We start from the raw sequence: 17269 nt of genomic DNA on the forward strand, positions 1-17269 counted from the left end.
GGATCTGAATGCTATGGCCTCATGGCTCGACTACACGATCAACGGACTGATCGTCGGCAATATCTATGCATTGCTGGCGGTCGGCCTCGCGCTGATTTTCGGCGTGTCGCATCTGATCAACTTTGCGCACGGCTCGGTGTACATGATCGGCAGTTTCATCGGCTGGCTGTGTCTGACCCGGCTCGGGTTGCCGTTGCCGCTGGCCCTGCTCGCGGTGGTGCTCGGCTGCGGGCTGCTGGGCATCGCGATCGAGCGCATCGGCTTGCGGCCGCTGCAAGGCGCGGCACGCATCGCTCCGTTGCTTGCGACGATCGGCATCAGCTTCGTGCTCGATCAATGCGCTCAGTTGCTGTTCGGTGCCGACCCGCGGCCGGTGCCAAGTACGCTACCCGATTGGCATTTCCGTCTTGGCGGCGCGACGATCGGCTCGCTTGATCTGCTGATTGCGGGCATCGGCGTGACGGCGGCGGCTGTGCTGTATGTGTTCTTGCGTTTCACGCGGCTCGGTTGGGCCGTACGCGCCACTGCGCAGGACCGGGATGCGGCGCAGCAGATGGGCGTCAACGTCAACGGTGTCAATCAGGCGGTGTTTGCGATCGCGTGCGCACTCGGCGGCGTGAGCGGCTTGCTGGTCGGCATGTACTACAACAGCATCGATCCGGCGATGGGCTTCCAGGCCACGCTCAAGGGCGTGGTGGCGTTGCTGATCGGTGGTCTGGGCAACGTGCCGGGCGCGATTGTCGGCAGCCTGCTGCTGGGTCTGGTCGAGAGTTACGGCGTGGCGATCTTCGGCACGAGTTACCGCGATCTGTTCGCGTTCGTTTTGCTGTTGCTGTTTCTGGTGTGGCGTCCCAACGGACTCTTTAGCGGCAGCCGCCGTTTGCCGCCCGAGCCGATGACCGGCACGTTCCTGGCCGCGGGCAAAGCGGTGAAGGTGCCGCGCGCGGTGGTGATTGCTCTCGCACTGGCTGCGGTTGCGTTGCCGTTCGTTGCCAGCTCGTCCTATCTCCTGCAAACACTCACCAATGCCTGGCTGTACGGAATGTTGGCATTGAGCCTGACGCTGGTGGCGGGCACAGTCGGGCAGATTTCGCTCGGCCATGCCGCGCTGCTGGTGATCGGGGCGTACGCGTCCGCGCTGCTGTCGATGAATCTCGGTTGGTCTCCGGTCGTGACGATCTTTTGCGCCGGTCTGATCACCGCCGCGCTCGGCACGCTGCTGGTCTATCCGGCATTCCGTTTGCGCGGGCATTACGTGTCGATTGCAACGCTCGGGATCGGCGAAGTGGTGAGCCTCGTGATCCTCAACTGGGACAGTCTGACGCGCGGCCCGCTCGGCATCGCGGGTATTGCACCGCTGTCGGTGTTCGGCTGGACACCGGATAGCGCGCGTGCGATTTACTGGTTCGCACTGGGCGTGCTGATCGTCCTGGCGTTGCTGCAAACGCGGCTGTTGGGATCGCATTTGGGCCGCACGCTGCGTGCGATTCGCGAAGACGAGGTCGCCGCGCGCTCGCACGGGATTCGCCCGAACCGCTACAAGGCGATCGCGTTTGCGTTCGGTGGGCTGGCCGCTGGCATCAGCGGGGGGATCGCGGCGCATCTGTATAGCTACATCAACAACCAGACCTTCGATTCGCAAGTGTCCATCCTTGCGTTGACGATGGTGATTCTCGGCGGCCTCGGCAACGTGCTGGGCGGCATCGTCGGCGCGGTTGCGCTGATCGGCTTGCCGGAGATTTTCCGCTGGGCCGCCGACTACCGGATGCTGATCTACGGTCTGGTATTGCTGCTGCTGGTGCGGTTCAGACCGCAGGGTTTGCTGGGAACGGTATGACGGAGCGCACATGACACAGACTCTTCTCGACGTGCGCGGCGTGACGCGGCGTTTCGGCGGACTGACCGCGGTGAACGGCGTCGATCTTTCGATTTCGGAAGGCGAACTCGTCAGCGTGATCGGGCCAAACGGCGCGGGCAAGTCGACATTGTTCAATCTGATCACCGGGCTCGATACGCCGGACGCAGGCAGCGTGCAATTCGACGGCCGCGACATCACCGGCGTGCGGCCGGAAAAGCTTGCCGCGCTCGGACTTGCGCGGACATTTCAACATGGCCGGGTGTTCGGCAATCTGAGTGTGCTCGACAACGTATTGATCGGCGCGCATGCGCGTTTGCGCGCCACTCGCACCGGTTGGCCGATTATCGGCGCGATGGCCGAAGTAGCGCGCGCGCTTATCGGACCGGCTTCGATCCGCCGTGAAGACACGGCGCTGCGCGACGAAGTACGCGAGATCATCGCGGGATTTGGCGAGCGCCTGGCGCCGCGTATCGATCACCCGGCGCACAGCCTGTCGTATGCCAACCGGCGGCGTGTCGAGATTGCCCGCGCGCTTGCCTTGCATCCGCGCATCCTGCTGCTCGACGAGCCGACGGCCGGCATGAACGAGTCCGAAACCGCCGAAATGCTGGTGCTGATCCAGCAACTGAAGGCGCGCGGGCTGACCATCCTGCTGATCGAACACAAGCTCGACATGGTGATGCGGCTATCGGATCGCGTGATCGTGCTCGACAACGGCGCGAAGATCGCCGAAGGCCTGCCGCGCGATGTGCGCAACGATCCACGTGTGATCGAAGCGTATCTGGGCCATCGCAATGTCGGCGGCGCGGCGACCATGCGCGTCGCGGCCTGAACCTCTGCTGGAATATCGACGATGAGCGACGCTTTACTGAAACTCGAACACATCGAGACGTTTTACGGCCCCGTGCAGGTGCATTTCGACGTCAACTTCCAGGTGCGGCGCGGCCAGATCGTCAGTCTGCTCGGCGGCAACGCGAGCGGAAAATCGACCACGATGAAGCTGATTCTCGGTCTGCACAAGCCGCGCTCCGGCAGCATAACGTTCGAAGGCGAGGCGATTACAGGACTCAGCACGCCACAGGTCGTGCGGCGCGGTGTCGGCTCGGTGCCTGAAGCACGGCGGCTGTTCGGCGACATGACGGTGCGTGAGAATCTGTTGATGGGCGCCTATACGCGGCGCGACCGTGTTTCCATCGACGAGGACTACGAGCGTGTGCTGGGCCTTTTCCCGCGCGTGAAGGAGCGCCTGGTGCAAAAGGCCGGCACGCTCTCCGGCGGCGAGCAGCAGATGCTCGCCATGGCGCGCGCATTGATGAGCCGGCCGAAACTAATCTGCATGGATGAACCCACCATGGGTTTGTCGCCGCTCTACGTCGACAAAGTGCTGGAACTGATCGACACGATCAACCGGCAAGGTGTGACGTTCTTCATGGTCGAGCAGAACGCCAGCCTTGCGCTGGAGATCGCGCATTACGGCTATGTGTTGCAGACCGGCCGCGTCGTGCTCGAAGGCACGGCTGAGTCCCTGCTCGGCGATGAGCGGATCCGCGACGCGTATCTTGGCGGCGAGGCCGCGGCGACGACAGCATCCTGACACGATCGACGAACTACATCGAGCGCTGCGGGCCGCCTGCGCTGCGGCCGATCTCAGTCATTTGGCGTGTGGCGAAAGCGGCTTCAAAGGTCGAACTGGTCGAATTCGCTTTGCAGTTCGCGGTTACGTGCAACGCGTTCGTCGATGCCCGGGCCGAGCCGTTCCACAATCGCCGAGATCAGCAGGTTGAACAGGCAGGTGAGCGGCGCCAGCGAATCCCAGAACTGACCGACATCGGTCTTGACCTGTAACAGGTCGCCGTCGAAGTCGCGCGCCCACGGGCAGTAAATGTCGGTGACAAGCGCGAAGGGCAGATTACGGCGCGTTGCGGCTTCGCAATAGCGGCGCGCGATCATCGAGTAGGCGCGCGTATCGGTGATGATCAGATACGGTGACTTGAACTCAGAGTTCAGCGAATCGACATAGGAGCCCGACATGCCGTCCGAATAGAACACGCGCGGGCGGATGTACTCGAGGTAGCTGTAGAACGCGTTGCTGATGCCGCGTGTGGACTGAATGCCGAGGATAAAGACGGCGTCCGCATTCGAGATGCGTTCGACCATGCGGGCGAACACCGGCGATTGCGCGAGTTGATAGACATGCTGGATCGCGCCGATTTCAAGTTCGAGCGACTGAGCGAGCGCGGGGTTGGGGGCTGCATGGGAAGCGTCAGGCGCGCTTGCGACCGGTGTGCCGTCGTCATGCTGGCCGGAAGCGCGTCGAAACGCGTCGAGCCGGTCGGTGATCAGCCACGGGCGCTCCTGCGCGCCGCGCAGTTCGCGCTTCAGGTCGTCGAGGTTCTGGTAGCCGATGCTGCGCAGGAACCGGCCCACCGAGATGCCGCTGGTGCCGGCTTGCTGGGCGATCTGATCGGCGTTTTCGAGGCCGAGCCGGTCGAGATTCGCCAGCATGTAACTGGCGACACGCTTGGAGGTGGGCGTGAGTTCGGCAAAGCGGGCTTCGACGGTTTGTGCAAAAGCGGTGGGCATCGTAGTCGCGGCGCTGGGCGGGTGATGGGTCGATCATTGAGATGATGACATATTCAACCGGCAGCCGACCCCGCGCGGTCCCAAAAATCGGGGTGCGCGCGGGCGAAACACCGTTCAGACTGCCGGCCGCACCGGCGTGGTTCGCGAGAAACGCCGCGCACCCGCTACGCATGCCACCACTACGACGGTGACCAGGATCATCGCCAGCGGTACTTGTTCGTGCAGCAGCAAACCGGCGAGCAGCAGGCCGAAGAACGGCTGCAGCAACTGCAGTTGCCCGACTCCCGCGATGCCGCCGAGGGCCAGTCCGCGATACCAGAACACAAAGCCGATCAGCATGCTGAAGAGCGACACGTACGCGAGTCCCCACAGCGCCGCGTGGCTCACACCGTCAAACGATGCCGGGCGTGCCCACCAGGCGAGCGGCAGCATCACCGGCAGCGACAGCACCAGCGCCCACGAAATCACCTGCCAGCCGCCGAGATGGCGTGACAGCCGCGCGCCTTCGGCATAACCCAGGCCGCAGACGACGATCGCCGCCAGCATCAGCGCATCGCCGAGCGGCGATGCGTCCAGACCGTGGCGCAAGGCGAACGCGACCACCGCGCCGCTACCGAGCGCCGAGAACAGCCAGAAAGCCGGCTGCGGGCGCTCGCCGCCGCGCAGCACGCCGAAGATCGCGGTGGAAAGCGGGAGGAGCCCGACGAACACGATGGCGTGCGCGGAGCTCACGTGGCGCAGCGCGAGGGCGGTCAGGAGCGGAAAACCGACCACGACGCCGAGCGCGACTACCAGCAGTGGGATGAGGTCGCGCCTTGCGGGCCGAGCCTGGCGAAACACAAGCAGCAGCAACAGACCGAGCGTGCCCGCGATGGTCGCGCGGGCCACCGTCAGAAACAGCGGATCGAGGTCTTGCACGGCGATGCGGGTGGCGGGTAGCGAGCCGCTGAAAATCAACACGCCCACCATGCCGCTCACCCAGCCGTTCGTTGTCTTGTCCATCGAAAGAGTCCATGCGCATTGAAAATTGAACTTACAGCATCCGCTTTCGGGCCGCAAAGTGTAAGCTACGGATCAGTACAATTCGTACAAACTGTACCGAACATGGAGCAGTACAGATGGCGGAAAGCGATAACAACCGGGTGGCCTCCGGCGAGCAAGCCGGCACGCGTGTCGGTGCGGTGATGGACAATTTGCGCGAGCGCATCGCGAGCCGTTCGCTGATGCCGGGCGCGCGCGTGCCGTCGATCCGCGTGATGACCGAGGCACTCGGCGTGTCGAAGTCGACGGTGGTGGAAGCGTACGACCGGCTGGTTGCGGAGGGGGTGGTCGTGGCGCGGCGCGGTTCCGGCTTTTTCGTGTCCGGCCATGCGCCGCCGCTCGCGCTTGCCGATCTTGGGCCGCGGCTGGATCGCGAGGTCGATCCGCTGTGGCTCACGCGGCAGTCGCTGGAGGCCGGTGCGAAGGTGTTCAAACCGGGTTGCGGCTGGATGCCTCCTTCATGGATGCCGGAAGAGGGCGTGCGCCGCGCGCTACGTGCCGTGGCGCGCGATCCGCAGTCGTCGCTCGCCGAATACGCCAGTCCGCTCGGTCTGCCCGCGCTGCGTCAGCAACTCGCCTGGCGGCTCGCGCAGCACGGCGTAGAGGCGCCGCCCGAGCAGATCGTGCTGACCGACGGCGGCACGCACGCGCTTGATCTGGTCTGCCGCTTTCTGCTCGAACCCGGCGACACGGTCCTGATCGACGATCCGTGTTACTTCAACTTTCAGGCACTGCTTCGCGCGCATCGCGCCCGTATCGTCGGTGTGCCATATACGCCGTCCGGGCCCGATCTGGCGGCATTCGAGCGGGCGCTGATCGAGCATCGCCCGCGGCTCTACGTGACCAATTCCGCGATCCACAATCCAACCGGCGCCACGCTTGCCCCGGCCATCGCGCATCGGCTGCTGAAGCTGGCGGGTGAGCACAATCTGCTGATTGTCGAGGACGATATCTTCGCCGACTTCGAGGACGAACCCGCGCCGCGTCTCGCGGCGTTCGACGGTCTTGCGCGGGTGGTCTCGATCGGCAGCTTTTCGAAGACCTTGTCCGCCGCGGTGCGCTGCGGCTACATCGCGGCGCGCAGCGAATGGGTCGAGCCGCTGGTCGATCTGAAGCTGGCCACCTCGTTCGGCAACGGCCAGCTCGCGGCGAGCGTCGTGCATCGTCTGCTGGTGGACGGCACCTATCGGCGGCATCTGGAATCGATGCGCGCGAAGCTCGCAGACGCCATGGGCGAGACGATCAGGCGGCTGGGCTATGCTGGCCTTGAAGTGTGGACCCGGCCACGCGCCGGAATTTTCGTGTGGGCGCGCCTGCCGGATGCGCTCGACGCCGCCGACATCGCGCGTCACGCGTTGGCCGAGAGCGTGGTGTTTGCGCCAGGCAATGTATTCAGCGCGTCGCAGTCGGCGGCCGGCTTCCTGCGCTTTAACGTGTCGCAGTGCAACCGGCCAAAAGTGTACGAGGCGCTGCAACGGGCGATGGACGTGTCGGCCGTATCGAAAGAGCGCGCCTGAACGCGCGCTCTTCACCAGGCGAAGCTACTTGCACAGCAACAGCAGACGCTCCTGATCCGTGCAGGCGGAGCGCGGTTTCTGCGCGGCTTGCGCCGCCGTCGCGCTGATTGCCGCACTCTTGTTCGCGAGACACGCGCGCAAATGTTTCTCCACTGGCCCGTAGTATTTCCATCCACGCACGAGTGTCGGCAATTCAATTTTCACCTGCTTCCACTTCGGATGCCCGTGCTCCTGCAGATTGTCGAAGTTGGCGCAGAGCGAGTCGGCAAAATGATTCAGGTTGCCGACGGTATCGCGCAGACCGTAATCGTAGGTGACAAGAAAGGCCTTCACCGTCAGCGTGGGGACATCTTCCTTCAGCCAGTTCGGATAGCTGGTCGCGCGGAGCGTCGCGGGAAAATACGTCTGCTTTGCACGGGCGGTTTCGGGCGCGTTGGGATCAACCTTCAGAGGGCGGATCTGTTGCAGCAGATCGGGATTCATGTCGTTGAACAGTTTTGCCGGCTGCCCGACCACGATGATCGCAACATCCACCTTCTTGACGATCAGCGCGGCCAGCGCGTCTTCGTTGCTCAGGTGCTGGATGTTCTGCTCGGGAATCGCCTGTCCGAACATCAGGTGATAGAGGGTCGTGGCCGTTTGAGCGGTACCGCTGCCGATCAGGCCCACACTGATGCTCTTGTCCTTGATGTCGGCGAAGGTTTTCATCGGCGAGTCCGCGCGCACCACGACGTTAATTTCCTCGTCGTAGAGCGGCATGATGAGCCGTAGCGGCCGGATCGCCGTGCCCGCATCGGCATTGCCCGCGTTGGCCATGTCGATGTAGGCCTGATACACGTCGGACTGCACCAGCGCGAGCTTTACGCCCGGTTCGAAGCGCATGCGCTGCACGTTTTCAGCCGAGCCCTTCGACGCCATCACTTCCAGGTCGATGCCGGCCGGCTGTGCCACCCATTTCGACAGATCCTGGCCGATCTGAATATACGTGCCCCGTTCCGGACCTGTGACGATCTTGTAGTGCGCAGGCTCCGCGCCGGCAAACGAAAACGCGACCATCAGCACCAGCCCCAGCCATCCCGCCAGAAGTCTCTTCAGCATGGTCTCTCTACCTATCGGTCAGGGTTGAACAGGCTCTCGCCTCCGCGCGCGACGCACCGGTGAGCCGGCTTGCCATCTCATGTTCAATGCACTGCGCATGCAATGTCCGTCTGTTGCCGCTCAGAGGGCGCGCGATCGCCAGGGTAATCGGGCGCGCCGCGATTCAGGCGATCAGGCAGTCAATCGGTCGTGCGGGCGTCTATGAAATTCGGTATCCAAACGATTTATCGCTGACGGGACTGTCCGTCGCGGCATGCGGGTGGAGCGGCGCCCAACCTGTTTCGTGAATCACGCGTTCGAGAATCGTCTTCGCGGTGTCGTTGCCAGTGTCAATCGCGAGCGCTTCATTGGCGTGCTGGCGTGCGCAGTTCCACGACTGTTGCGAGGCACACAGTTGTGCTGCCTGCAACGCGGCGTCGCGGCGCGCGGCAAGCGGTTGCAATTCGGTCAGCAGGCTTTGCGCGTCGGTGTTGCCGGGTTGCAGCGTTTGCGCCGCGCCAAGCGCCGCTTGTGCCGCGGACAGATCGTTGGCACGCAAGGCGAGACGCGCTGCCTGCAGCGCTTGCGTGGCATCGCGGAACTGCGGTGCCACCGGTTTGACCGGCGCCGCTGCCACCTGCGGCGCGATGGGGGAGGCTGGAATCGCCGGTGCGGTCCTGGCGGGACTGCTAGGGACAGCAGGCTTAACCGCGGCCGCCTGGTTCGTCGATTGAGCCGGTGTGTATGGCGCAATCGTGCCGGTCGCCGTTCTTGCGTCCTGAGGGTTGTCTGCTGTCTGCTCGGCGTTGCCGTTCTGCGAATCGTGGTTGTCGCTGAATAGTGCATAGGCGACATACGCTAGTCCGATTGCGCCAATGGCCACGATCGCGAGCAGCACCCGGCGCAACGGGAGGGCGCTGTGGCCGCCCGGATGCGGCGGGTCGGCGAGCGGAGGAATCGGCGCATCCGGTGACGCGAGTACCGGTGCCTGCATCGGGGGCTCGGCAGGCGGAGCTTCACCGGTGACCGCTGTCTCTACGGGGAGATCGGTTTCGCCCGGCAGTGCCGGGTCGAAGGCGCTTTTCTGCGCCGTCTTGCTCATGGCGCTGGCGCGGCTGCCGGGAATCACAGCGCGTTTGTGTGGGCCGGCGTCGAGCGGATGCACCGCGCCGCAATACGGACAATAGTCGACTTGCCGGTACAGGGCGCCGCCACAGCGTTTGCAGGGCATCGGGAAACTATGGCCGAGTATTGTCTGGGTGGACATACTGTGGACCCGCCTGTGGAAAACAACGCCGTTACGGCATGCTCCAGATCGTGTTGAGGCAGGAAGCAATGTCCGCGGAAACCACGATCTACACGCGCTGGAAAACCTTGGGACGCAAGTCCTCGCTTGCGGTGCCGCTGCTTGCAATATGTGGCGTTTCGGTGAGAACGTCAATCGACGTTCTCACCTACTTCAGGTGCGGGAAAGCACCTTTGTAGGTACGACGAAACACTGCACATGTCGGCAGAACGAACCGGCGGACGGTTTTTTTCACGTCGCTTGCGAAGTCATGACGCGCAGGCGATGGCGCGATGCTGCGGCGGCGGAATCAGCGGAACGGAAGGGCAGCGATGAAAACGGAACGAGGTCGAAGCGCGTGGCGTTCGACCTCGTCATCAAGCGCTTGCAGAAAGCGCTTGCAAGAAGCGTGATACGGAATCAGTGCTTGCGCAGCGGATGATCCTTCAGAAGCCACGCGAGTGCGAAGGCCAGCACGACTACGCAGGCTGCCGACAGATACACCGTGTGCAACGCGCCGCCAAACGCCTGCAGATAATCGTCGCGCAATGCTTCAGGCAACTGGTGAATGGTTGCCGGTCCGAGCGCGTGCGGCAATTCAGTGTCGGGCGGAATCAGCTTTTCGAGGCGCGCGGCGAGGCCATTGGAAAATACCGCACCAAAACCGGCCACGCCGATCGAGCCGCCGATCGAACGGAACAGCGTCGCGCCTGAAGTGGCGACGCCCATGTGCTTGAATTCGACCGTATTCTGCACGGCGAGAATCAGCACCTGCATCACCATGCCGAGGCCGCAACCGAGAATGCCCATGTAGAGATACATCACACGAATCGGCGTGTCGATCTGCAGGCGTGCGAGCAGCAGCATGGCGACGGCCACGAGGAAAGTGCCGGCGATTGGGAACATCCGGTACTTGCCGATCTTACTGATTAAGCGTCCGGTTACCATCGACATCACGAACAGACCGCCCATCATCGGCAACATCTGCATGCCGGCTTCCGTAGGTGTCGAGCCTTTGACGACCTGCAAATACAGCGGCAGGAACGTGACCGAACCAAACATCGACACGCCGACGATGAAGCCGATCAGACTGCTCAGCAAAAACGTGCGCTGTTTGAAGAGCTCGAGCGGCATGATCGGTTCAACAGCAGTGCGCTCTTCGTGGATGAAACCCCAGATCGCCACCAGCCCCATGCCCAGCGTGAACCACAACTGCGGCGACGACCACGGCAGGATCGTGCCGCCCTGGCTCGTAAACAGGATGATGCAGGTGAGCGCGCCGGCGAGAAACGCGGCGCCCATGTAGTCGATGGTGTGCTTCACATGCCGCACGTGCGGTTTGAAGACCGCGCCGATCACAGCCAGCGCAATGATGCCGAGCGGCAGGTTGATGTAAAAAATCCAGCGCCATGACAGGTGCTCGACGAGAAAGCCGCCGAGCAGAGGCCCAACCACCGTCGCGAGACCGAACACGCCGCCGAATACACCCTGGTAGCGGCCGCGTTCAGCTGGTGGAATCACGTCCGCGATGGCGGCCATGGTCACGACCAGCAGGCCGCCGCCGCCGAGCCCTTGCAGCGCGCGCAGCACGATCAGTTGGGTCATGTCCTGCGCGATGCCGCACAGCGCTGAGCCGACGAGGAACACGATGATCGCCGTTTGCAGGACGATCTTGCGGCCGAACAGATCGCCGAATTTGCCGTACAGCGGCACGACGATGGTCGAGCTGAGCAGGTAGGCGGTCACCACCCATGACAGGTTATTGAGGCCGCCGAGTTCGCCGACGATGGTCGGCAGCGCGGTCGAGACGATCGTCTGATCGAGCGCGGCGAGCAGCATGACCAGCAGCAGTGCCGGAAACAGCAGACGGATCGGCGGGTGGTCGGTGGCTCGGGGGCCGGGCTGTACATCAGGCTGCACGAGCCCGGTGGGTTGAGTCGTTGTCGATTGGTCCATGGCACCACGCGGCGTTGAAATTAATTAATTCGGAGATTAATATATGCGACATCGCGTCACTCGTCAAATTGAATGCAATGGCAAGGATTCCGGCAGATGAACAGAAAGTGAAGAGCGCATCGCGCAGCACGGCCGCCGTCAAGGCGCGAAGGCTTGCGAAGCCTGCGACGTCTGCCGCCGCGGGTGAACCTGCGAGCGTTGCAACGCCCGCACCTGCACGGCGCCCCGGCCGACCTTCGGGCTCGACGCGCGGGCCGGAGCAGCGTAGCCGCCTGCTGGACGCCGCGCTCACCTTGTTCGCCCGGCAGGGCATCGTCGACACCACACTCGGGGAGATCGCCCGCGAGGCGGGTTTCACGCCGGCGATGATGCATTACTACTTCAAGACGCGCGATCAACTGCTCGACGTGTTGATCGATGAGCGTTTCGCTCCGCTGCGCGCGGGGCTCGGCGTGCCATTTCAGGAAAATCCCGACGACCCGGTGGCAGCAATAACGCTGCTTGCGCAGCGTTTGGTGCAGGTGGCGAGCGACAACCCGTGGTTTCCGTCGCTGTGGGTGCGTGAAGTGATCAGCGACGGCGGCCTGCTGCGCCAGCGCATGCATGAACGATTCGGCGACACGCATCAGAAGGCATCGCTGTCAGCCATCGCGCGCTGGCAGAAGGAAGGGCGCCTGAATGCGGGGCTGGAGCCGTCGCTGGTGTTCGTCACGCTGCTGGGGATGACGATCCTGCCGCTGGCCACCTCGAAGCTGTGGCGTAACGATCCCGCGCGGCGCAATATCGGCGGCGAGGAGATCGCCCGGCATGCGGTGGCCTTGCTGGTGCAGGGTATCGGTCCCGGCAAAACGAATTGACGGCGGTGGCGGATCTTTGCACAGGCGAGGCGTTCCGGCGCGATGCCGGCAGGTGCCCCGGCGGCGCCGGGGCTTTCTCTTCAGTTATGGGCCGCGAGGAGCGTCGCGTTGCGGCGCCTGCGCGTGGAGCGCCGCCCGGAGTCTCTTCACCGCCGATGCGTCGACCGGCTCCGCCTGATTGCCCCAACTGCCACGCACGAACGTCAGCACGTCGGCAACCTGCTGATTGCTGAGCCGCCAGCCGAAATCCGGCATGGCGAGCGGCGCGGGCATCGCGGACGACGAGGGCATCGTCGAACCGGTCAGAACGATGTGAATCAGCGACGTCGGGTCAATCGCGTTGACCACAGGGTTGCCCGACAGCGACGGGAAGGTCTGGCCGGCGCCCGTGCCGTCCGAGCGATGGCAGGCGTTGCAGTTGTCGAGATAGATCGCGGCGCCGCGCGCATGCAGGTCGCCGGCACGCAGCGCGCGTGTGGCGCTAGCGGCGTCGTTGGCGCTGATTGGGGGGCCGAGCGCGGTGTCTTCGGGCGTGAGGCTCTTCAGATACACCGCGATGGCTTTCAGGTCGGCGTCGCTCAGATGCTGCGTGCTGTCGTTCACCACTTCCGTCATGGCACCGAATGCCGCGGTATGGGCGCCGCGCCCTGTCTTCAGAAACGCCACGAGTTCCGCTGTCGACCACCCTGCAAGCCCGGTGCCGAGTCCGTCGGCGAGCGTGGGCGCGTTCCAGCCGGCCAGCGTGGCGCCGCTCAGGTAGCGTTTGCCGTCCTGTTCGCTGAAGGCCTTTTCCTGACCTGTCGCGCCATGCGGCGTATGGCATGCGCCGCAATGGCCGAGCCCCTGCACGAGATAGGCGCCGCGATTCCACTCGACACTCTTTGACGGATCATCGCGGTAAGGCGTGTCGGCTTTCAGATACAGCAAATTCCAGCCGATCATCAACGCCCGCACGTTGAGCGGAAACGGCAACTGGTTCGGGCGGTCTGGCTGATTCACCGGCTCGATGCCGTTCATGAAATAGGCGTACAGCGCGTCCATGTCGTCATGCGACAGAATCCGGAACGACGGATAGGGCATTGCCGGATAGAGATGCCCGTTGCGTTTCGAAGTGCCGCGGCGCACCGCGTCGTCGAACGCCTGGAAGCTGTAGCCGCCAATGCCGGTGTCTTTGTCGGGGGTGATGTTGGTGGAGTAGATCGTGCCGAACGGCGTCTCCATTGGCAGGCCGCCGGCGAATGGCTTGCCGCCCGGTGCAGTGTGGCACGCGGCGCAATCGCCCGCGCGAGCCAGATAGGCGCCGCGTTGCACGAGTGTGTGGGTTGCCGGTGTGTCTGGGGAGGGCGCGGTATCGGGCGGGATATGAACCGTTGTGGTTGCAGCCGCCTGACCGTAAGTAGGGCGCGCCGCAGACAAAAGCGCCAACGATGTCGCCGCCGTGCAGACCGATATCACTGCTCGAAGCCGGAAAGAGTTTTTCATACTCTGCGTCCTCGTCAAACGGCCAGCAGCGCGCCGGGGTTCTTCAGATAGCGCGTGCGAATCGCATGTGCCGCCCAGTACGCGAGTGCGCCGACCGTGCCGGTCGGGTTGTAAGAAAAATTTTGTGGGAACGCGCTGGCGCCGAGCACGAAAACGTTTGGCACGTCCCAGCTTTGCAGATACTTGTTGACCACGCTGCTGTCGGGGCGCTCGCCCATGATCGCGCCGCCCGTAGTGTGGGTGGTTTGATAGGGACGCACGTCGTATGGATCGCCGATCTTCTTCGTGTTGATCACCAGTTGTTTCGGCTTCATTGCGCGGCCGATTTCCGCCGCGCGTCCGGTGGTGTATTGCGACATCCTGATATCGTTACTCTTCCAGTTGAAGGTCATGCGCAACAGCGGCTGGCCATAGGCGTCGCGATAGGTCGGATCGAGGTCAAGGAAATTGTCGCGATACGACATCACCGAGCCTTCGGTGCCGATGGTCATCGAATGCAGGTAGCTTTCCTTCAGCGCGCTTTTCCATTGCGCGCCCCATGACGGTGTACCCGGCGGCACCATGGCCTGCTGGATCGGCCTGCCGCCGGTGATATTGGCGGCCGTGTAGGCGCCGCCGATGAAGCCGAGCGGTCCATGGTCGAAGTTGTCGCCGTTGAATTCGTCGATTGCCTGGCCGCCCGCGCCCGAACCGGCGAACGGATTCAGGTACACGTTCTTATCGAAGAACAGCGAGACGCCACCATTCATCTGATACGCGTAGTTCTTGCCCACCGTTCCCTGGCCGGTTTGCGGATCGTAGGGGCGGCCGATCTTCGAGAGCAGCAGCAGGCGCACGTTGTGCATCTGGTACGCGCAGAGAACCACGAGGTCGGCAGGCTGTTCCACTTCGCGGCCCATGGCGTCGATGTAGGTGACACCTGTGGCTTTCTTGCCGGACGAATCGAGGTTCACGCGCGTCACATGCGCCTGCGTGCGCAATTCGAAGTTCGGCTTCTTGCGCAGCGCGGGGATGATGGTGGTCTGCGGCGACGCCTTCGAATACATGTAGCAGCCAAAGCGTTCGCAATAGCCGCAGAAATTGCATGCGCCGAGTTGCATGCCATACGGGTTGGTATAGGCCTGCGACGCATTCGACGAAGGCGAGGGAAACGGCTTGAAGCCGAGCGAGCGCGCTGCTTGCGCAAACAGTGCGGCGGGTAGGTTGTCTTTGAGCGGCGGCAACGGGTAGTCGCGCTTGCGCGGACTCTCGAAAGGATTACCCCCGGCGCCTGGCAGGCCGCCTAGATTGCCGGCTTTGCCCGACACGCCACATACGTATTCGAACTTGTCGTAGAACGGTTCGAGTTCGTCGTAGGTGATGCCCCAGTCCTGGATCGTCATGTCCTCGGGAATGAAGCGCTTGCCGTAGCGTTGTTCGTAGTGGCTGCGTAGCAGCAGGTCGCTGGCGGTGGCACGCCAGTGCATGCCGTTCCAGTGCGCACCGGCTCCGCCTACGCCGTTGCCGAGCAGGAACGAACCCAGTTGGCGGTAGGGCAGCGCCTCGTCTCGCGCGGTATGACGCACCGTGACGGTTTCGGTCGCCAGGTTCTGCATGAGGCCGTAGCGGATGCCGTAGGTCAGTTCGTCGGCAATGCGCGGGTAGGCGAAATCCGGGCTGGTGTCGCGCGCGGGGCCGCGTTCGAGCGCGAGGACGTCGAGGCCCGCCTCGGTGAGCTCCATCGCCATGATTGCACCGGTCCAGCCGAAGCCGACCAGTACGGCATCCACAGGTTTTTTTTTGATCGCAGCCATTTCAGTTCTCCTTGCCCATGACGCCGACCGGCTCGTACGGATACGGCCGGTTCTGGCCGACAAAGTCCAGGTAGTCGGCCCGCGCGCCGGGAAAGCCGATCATTTTCCAACTGCCCGCGTGCTTGTTGCCGCCGTGCACGGGGTCGGCGAGATAGCCTTCGATTGTGTTGGTGCGCAGGAACTCGAAGAAGGTTTTGGCATCGACGCCGATGAATTCGAGTTCGCCTCTGTCCAGTTGATGCAGAACGACATCCTGATCCAGATTACTTAGCTTGGCGAAATTATTTCCATAGCGTGCTGCACACAGGGTATCGGTTTCGGCGATGCCGAGCCGATAGACTTCGCGCGGCGTAAGTCGTGATTGATAGCCGAACTGCGGCGCCGCCTGCGTGAATGGACCCTGCATGTACCAGCGCGCCGCATGGCCAAATTCGCTTTCCATCTGTCTGTCGATGAACACTGGAACGTCGAGTTCAAGTGCGCCCGGACCCGTGTCGTCCGAGGGAATCAGCCGTGCGACTGCGGCATGGATAAATGAAAATTCGGCCGCGCTGAAGTATCGAGGGCTGTAGTGTCTGCTAGCAGAATCCGGCGTGCCGGTTGGCGATGATTGCCCGGAATCGCACGCGGTGAGCGTGACAGCCGCAGGAAGCAATGCAGCCGATTTGAACATGAAGCGACGGCGTGAACTGGATGGCTGGCCGCTAGTTTGTTCGTCGATGAGATGTTGAGGATTTCTTTGCATCGTACTTACCGATCATGTGGGAAACGATAAGTAGATGCGTCGAGAAAAGATTAAGTTCAATAGTTATGGTGTGCGAATTATCATTACGAAATGGTTTCGATAAAGAGATGGATTTTCTCTTGCGGGAGGTTTGCCTACCGGTGTAAAAAGGCGTTATTCATCCTTTGTTTTTTGCCGCCATGCCTCATACGCAGCCTTCGTTTTTTCATTCGGTGGGTATGTGCCGGGCAGGGCAGCGCCCTCACGAATACGCTCGGTGAGAAACGCTTCGAGTTGCTCCTGCTCAGCGGCGGCCTGTGCAACCTCGGCTGCCATTTTGAGTGGGATCACCACCACGCCGTCCGCATCGCCTACGATCACGTCGCCGGGAAACACGGCTACACCGCCGCAGCCGATCGGCACATTGATATCCACCGCATGGTGCCGGATCAGATTTGGCGGCGCGCTTGCTCCGGCACAGAACACTGGCATGCCGAGCGCGGCAATCGTCGTGCTGTCGCGCACCGGTCCGTCGGACACCATGCCCGCCACACCGCGCACCTGCAACCGTTGCGAGAGGATCGAACCGAATGAGGCGCTGCCGCGCTCGCCGCGGCAATCCTGCACGAGCACATGGCCAGCCGGAATGGTTTCGACACATTTGCGCTGTGCGTACTCGGGATCGGCAAATAGTTCGAGCACGTCGATGTCCTCCCGAGAGGGAATGTTGCGCAGCGTAAATGCCGGCCCGACCAGATTTGCGCCGCTGTGTGCGGCGAGCGGCGCGACGCCCTGCATGAACGTATTGCGCAAGCCGCGCTTGAACAACTGGGTGGTCAGCGTGGCGGTGCTGACATGACGGAGTGCTTCGAGCGTGGCGGAGTCGAGATCGGACATGGTGTCGGGCGGCCTCAGATTGTGGTGGCAGCGAGATGGCGCATGTATGACGTGCTGCATCGCAGCGGCCGAGTGCCGCCGCTGCGCTCTCGCGCACACGATGATAGCGCCGCCCTGGATCGCGCGGCAGGCTCGCGCAACCGTTCCGATGCAGCAGCCAAACGGTGGCCAAACGGTGAAGTCGGCGAGGCACGAGACG

14 protein-coding genes are annotated in these 17269 nt (G+C 63.1%); 5 read left to right on the forward strand and 9 right to left on the reverse strand.

What is annotated here, in order from left to right:
- Window positions 1-13 precede the first annotated feature (13 nt).
- Genes KHO31_RS27620 through KHO31_RS27630 form a run of 3 tightly spaced genes read left to right on the forward strand, consistent with a single transcriptional unit; the run spans window position 14 to window position 3452 of the window.
- Window positions 14-1837, forward strand: a complete 1824-nt coding sequence (locus tag KHO31_RS27620; protein WP_201086011.1) for an ABC transporter permease — start codon at window positions 14-16, stop codon at window positions 1835-1837.
- Window positions 1838-1847: 10 nt separating this feature from the next.
- The gene (locus KHO31_RS27625; RefSeq protein WP_201086012.1) at window positions 1848-2690 is read left to right on the forward strand and encodes an ABC transporter ATP-binding protein; all 843 of its coding nucleotides are present in this window, start codon (window positions 1848-1850) and stop codon (window positions 2688-2690) included.
- A gap of 21 nt (window positions 2691-2711) precedes the next feature.
- On the forward strand, window positions 2712-3452 hold the full coding sequence (locus tag KHO31_RS27630; protein WP_201078639.1) for an ABC transporter ATP-binding protein: 741 nt from the start codon (window positions 2712-2714) through the stop codon (window positions 3450-3452).
- Window positions 3453-3535: 83 nt separating this feature from the next.
- Here KHO31_RS27630 and sapR read toward each other — a convergent pair whose 3' ends face one another.
- Together sapR and KHO31_RS27640 are read right to left on the reverse strand one after the other, a co-directional pair.
- The gene (sapR, locus tag KHO31_RS27635; RefSeq protein WP_201078637.1) at window positions 3536-4441 is read right to left on the reverse strand and encodes a sap1 transcriptional regulator SapR; all 906 of its coding nucleotides are present in this window, start codon (window positions 4439-4441) and stop codon (window positions 3536-3538) included.
- A 114-nt stretch (window positions 4442-4555) separates the two neighbouring features.
- Window positions 4556-5443, reverse strand: coding sequence for a DMT family transporter (locus tag KHO31_RS27640; protein WP_201078635.1), 888 nt, complete (start codon window positions 5441-5443; stop codon window positions 4556-4558).
- 116 nt (window positions 5444-5559) lie between these two features.
- Here KHO31_RS27640 and KHO31_RS27645 point away from each other — a divergent pair, with 116 nt between their 5' ends.
- Window positions 5560-6999 carry an aminotransferase-like domain-containing protein gene (locus KHO31_RS27645; protein ID WP_201086013.1) on the forward strand — a complete coding sequence of 480 codons (1440 nt, stop codon included), beginning with the start codon at window positions 5560-5562 and terminating at the stop codon, window positions 6997-6999.
- Window positions 7000-7023: 24 nt separating this feature from the next.
- On the opposite strand, the gene KHO31_RS27650 is transcribed toward KHO31_RS27645, so the two are convergent.
- The 3 genes from KHO31_RS27650 to KHO31_RS27660 form a co-directional block, all read right to left on the reverse strand.
- Window positions 7024-8097, reverse strand: a complete 1074-nt coding sequence (locus tag KHO31_RS27650) for a TAXI family TRAP transporter solute-binding subunit (RefSeq protein WP_201086014.1) — start codon at window positions 8095-8097, stop codon at window positions 7024-7026.
- A gap of 199 nt (window positions 8098-8296) precedes the next feature.
- Window positions 8297-9343, reverse strand: a complete 1047-nt coding sequence (locus tag KHO31_RS27655) for a zinc ribbon domain-containing protein (protein ID WP_201078630.1) — start codon at window positions 9341-9343, stop codon at window positions 8297-8299.
- A gap of 438 nt (window positions 9344-9781) precedes the next feature.
- Window positions 9782-11317 (reverse strand): MDR family MFS transporter, encoded by a 1536-nt coding sequence (locus KHO31_RS27660; protein WP_201078628.1) that lies wholly within the window; start codon window positions 11315-11317, stop codon window positions 9782-9784.
- 77 nt (window positions 11318-11394) lie between these two features.
- Between KHO31_RS27660 and KHO31_RS27665 the strand changes: the two genes are divergently transcribed.
- Window positions 11395-12174 (forward strand): TetR/AcrR family transcriptional regulator, encoded by a 780-nt coding sequence (locus KHO31_RS27665; protein ID WP_201086015.1) that lies wholly within the window; start codon window positions 11395-11397, stop codon window positions 12172-12174.
- Window positions 12175-12258: 84 nt separating this feature from the next.
- On the opposite strand, the gene KHO31_RS27670 is transcribed toward KHO31_RS27665, so the two are convergent.
- From KHO31_RS27670 to KHO31_RS27685, 4 genes are all read right to left on the reverse strand, one after another.
- Window positions 12259-13656 (reverse strand): c-type cytochrome, encoded by a 1398-nt coding sequence (locus KHO31_RS27670; protein WP_201086016.1) that lies wholly within the window; start codon window positions 13654-13656, stop codon window positions 12259-12261.
- Between the two features lie 14 nt (window positions 13657-13670).
- Window positions 13671-15449: a GMC family oxidoreductase gene (locus KHO31_RS27675; RefSeq protein WP_201078623.1), complete on the reverse strand. Its 1779-nt coding sequence runs from the start codon at window positions 15447-15449 to the stop codon at window positions 13671-13673.
- Between the two features lies 1 nt (window position 15450).
- On the reverse strand, window positions 15451-16122 hold the full coding sequence (locus KHO31_RS27680; protein ID WP_236071497.1) for a gluconate 2-dehydrogenase subunit 3 family protein: 672 nt from the start codon (window positions 16120-16122) through the stop codon (window positions 15451-15453).
- A gap of 225 nt (window positions 16123-16347) precedes the next feature.
- Entirely contained in the window at window positions 16348-17070 is a 723-nt protein-coding gene (locus KHO31_RS27685) for a ribonuclease activity regulator RraA (protein ID WP_201086018.1), read from the reverse strand.
- Between the last annotated feature and the right edge of the window lie 199 nt (window positions 17071-17269).

Origin of the sequence: Paraburkholderia domus (assembly GCF_905220705.1) — a bacterium.
GTDB classification, from domain to species: domain Bacteria; phylum Pseudomonadota; class Gammaproteobacteria; order Burkholderiales; family Burkholderiaceae; genus Paraburkholderia; species Paraburkholderia domus.

What these genes read in the sequence shown, in the direction of transcription:
- KHO31_RS27640 (WP_201078635.1), bottom strand. Translation starts at nt 5,443, where the DNA reads ATGGACAAGACAACGAACGGCTGGGTGAGCGGCATGGTGGGCGTGTTG.
- KHO31_RS27625 (WP_201086012.1), top strand. Translation starts at nt 1,848, where the DNA reads ATGACACAGACTCTTCTCGACGTGCGCGGCGTGACGCGGCGTTTCGGC.
- sapR (WP_201078637.1), bottom strand. Translation starts at nt 4,441, where the DNA reads ATGCCCACCGCTTTTGCACAAACCGTCGAAGCCCGCTTTGCCGAACTC.
- KHO31_RS27650 (WP_201086014.1), bottom strand. Translation starts at nt 8,097, where the DNA reads ATGCTGAAGAGACTTCTGGCGGGATGGCTGGGGCTGGTGCTGATGGTC.
- KHO31_RS27630 (WP_201078639.1), top strand. Translation starts at nt 2,712, where the DNA reads ATGAGCGACGCTTTACTGAAACTCGAACACATCGAGACGTTTTACGGC.
- KHO31_RS27680 (WP_236071497.1), bottom strand. Translation starts at nt 16,122, where the DNA reads ATGTTCAAATCGGCTGCATTGCTTCCTGCGGCTGTCACGCTCACCGCG.
- KHO31_RS27675 (WP_201078623.1), bottom strand. Translation starts at nt 15,449, where the DNA reads ATGGCTGCGATCAAAAAAAAACCTGTGGATGCCGTACTGGTCGGCTTC.
- KHO31_RS27670 (WP_201086016.1), bottom strand. Translation starts at nt 13,656, where the DNA reads ATGAAAAACTCTTTCCGGCTTCGAGCAGTGATATCGGTCTGCACGGCG.
- KHO31_RS27620 (WP_201086011.1), top strand. Translation starts at nt 14, where the DNA reads ATGGCCTCATGGCTCGACTACACGATCAACGGACTGATCGTCGGCAAT.
- KHO31_RS27645 (WP_201086013.1), top strand. Translation starts at nt 5,560, where the DNA reads ATGGCGGAAAGCGATAACAACCGGGTGGCCTCCGGCGAGCAAGCCGGC.
- KHO31_RS27665 (WP_201086015.1), top strand. Translation starts at nt 11,395, where the DNA reads ATGGCAAGGATTCCGGCAGATGAACAGAAAGTGAAGAGCGCATCGCGC.
- KHO31_RS27660 (WP_201078628.1), bottom strand. Translation starts at nt 11,317, where the DNA reads ATGGACCAATCGACAACGACTCAACCCACCGGGCTCGTGCAGCCTGAT.
- KHO31_RS27685 (WP_201086018.1), bottom strand. Translation starts at nt 17,070, where the DNA reads ATGTCCGATCTCGACTCCGCCACGCTCGAAGCACTCCGTCATGTCAGC.
- KHO31_RS27655 (WP_201078630.1), bottom strand. Translation starts at nt 9,343, where the DNA reads ATGTCCACCCAGACAATACTCGGCCATAGTTTCCCGATGCCCTGCAAA.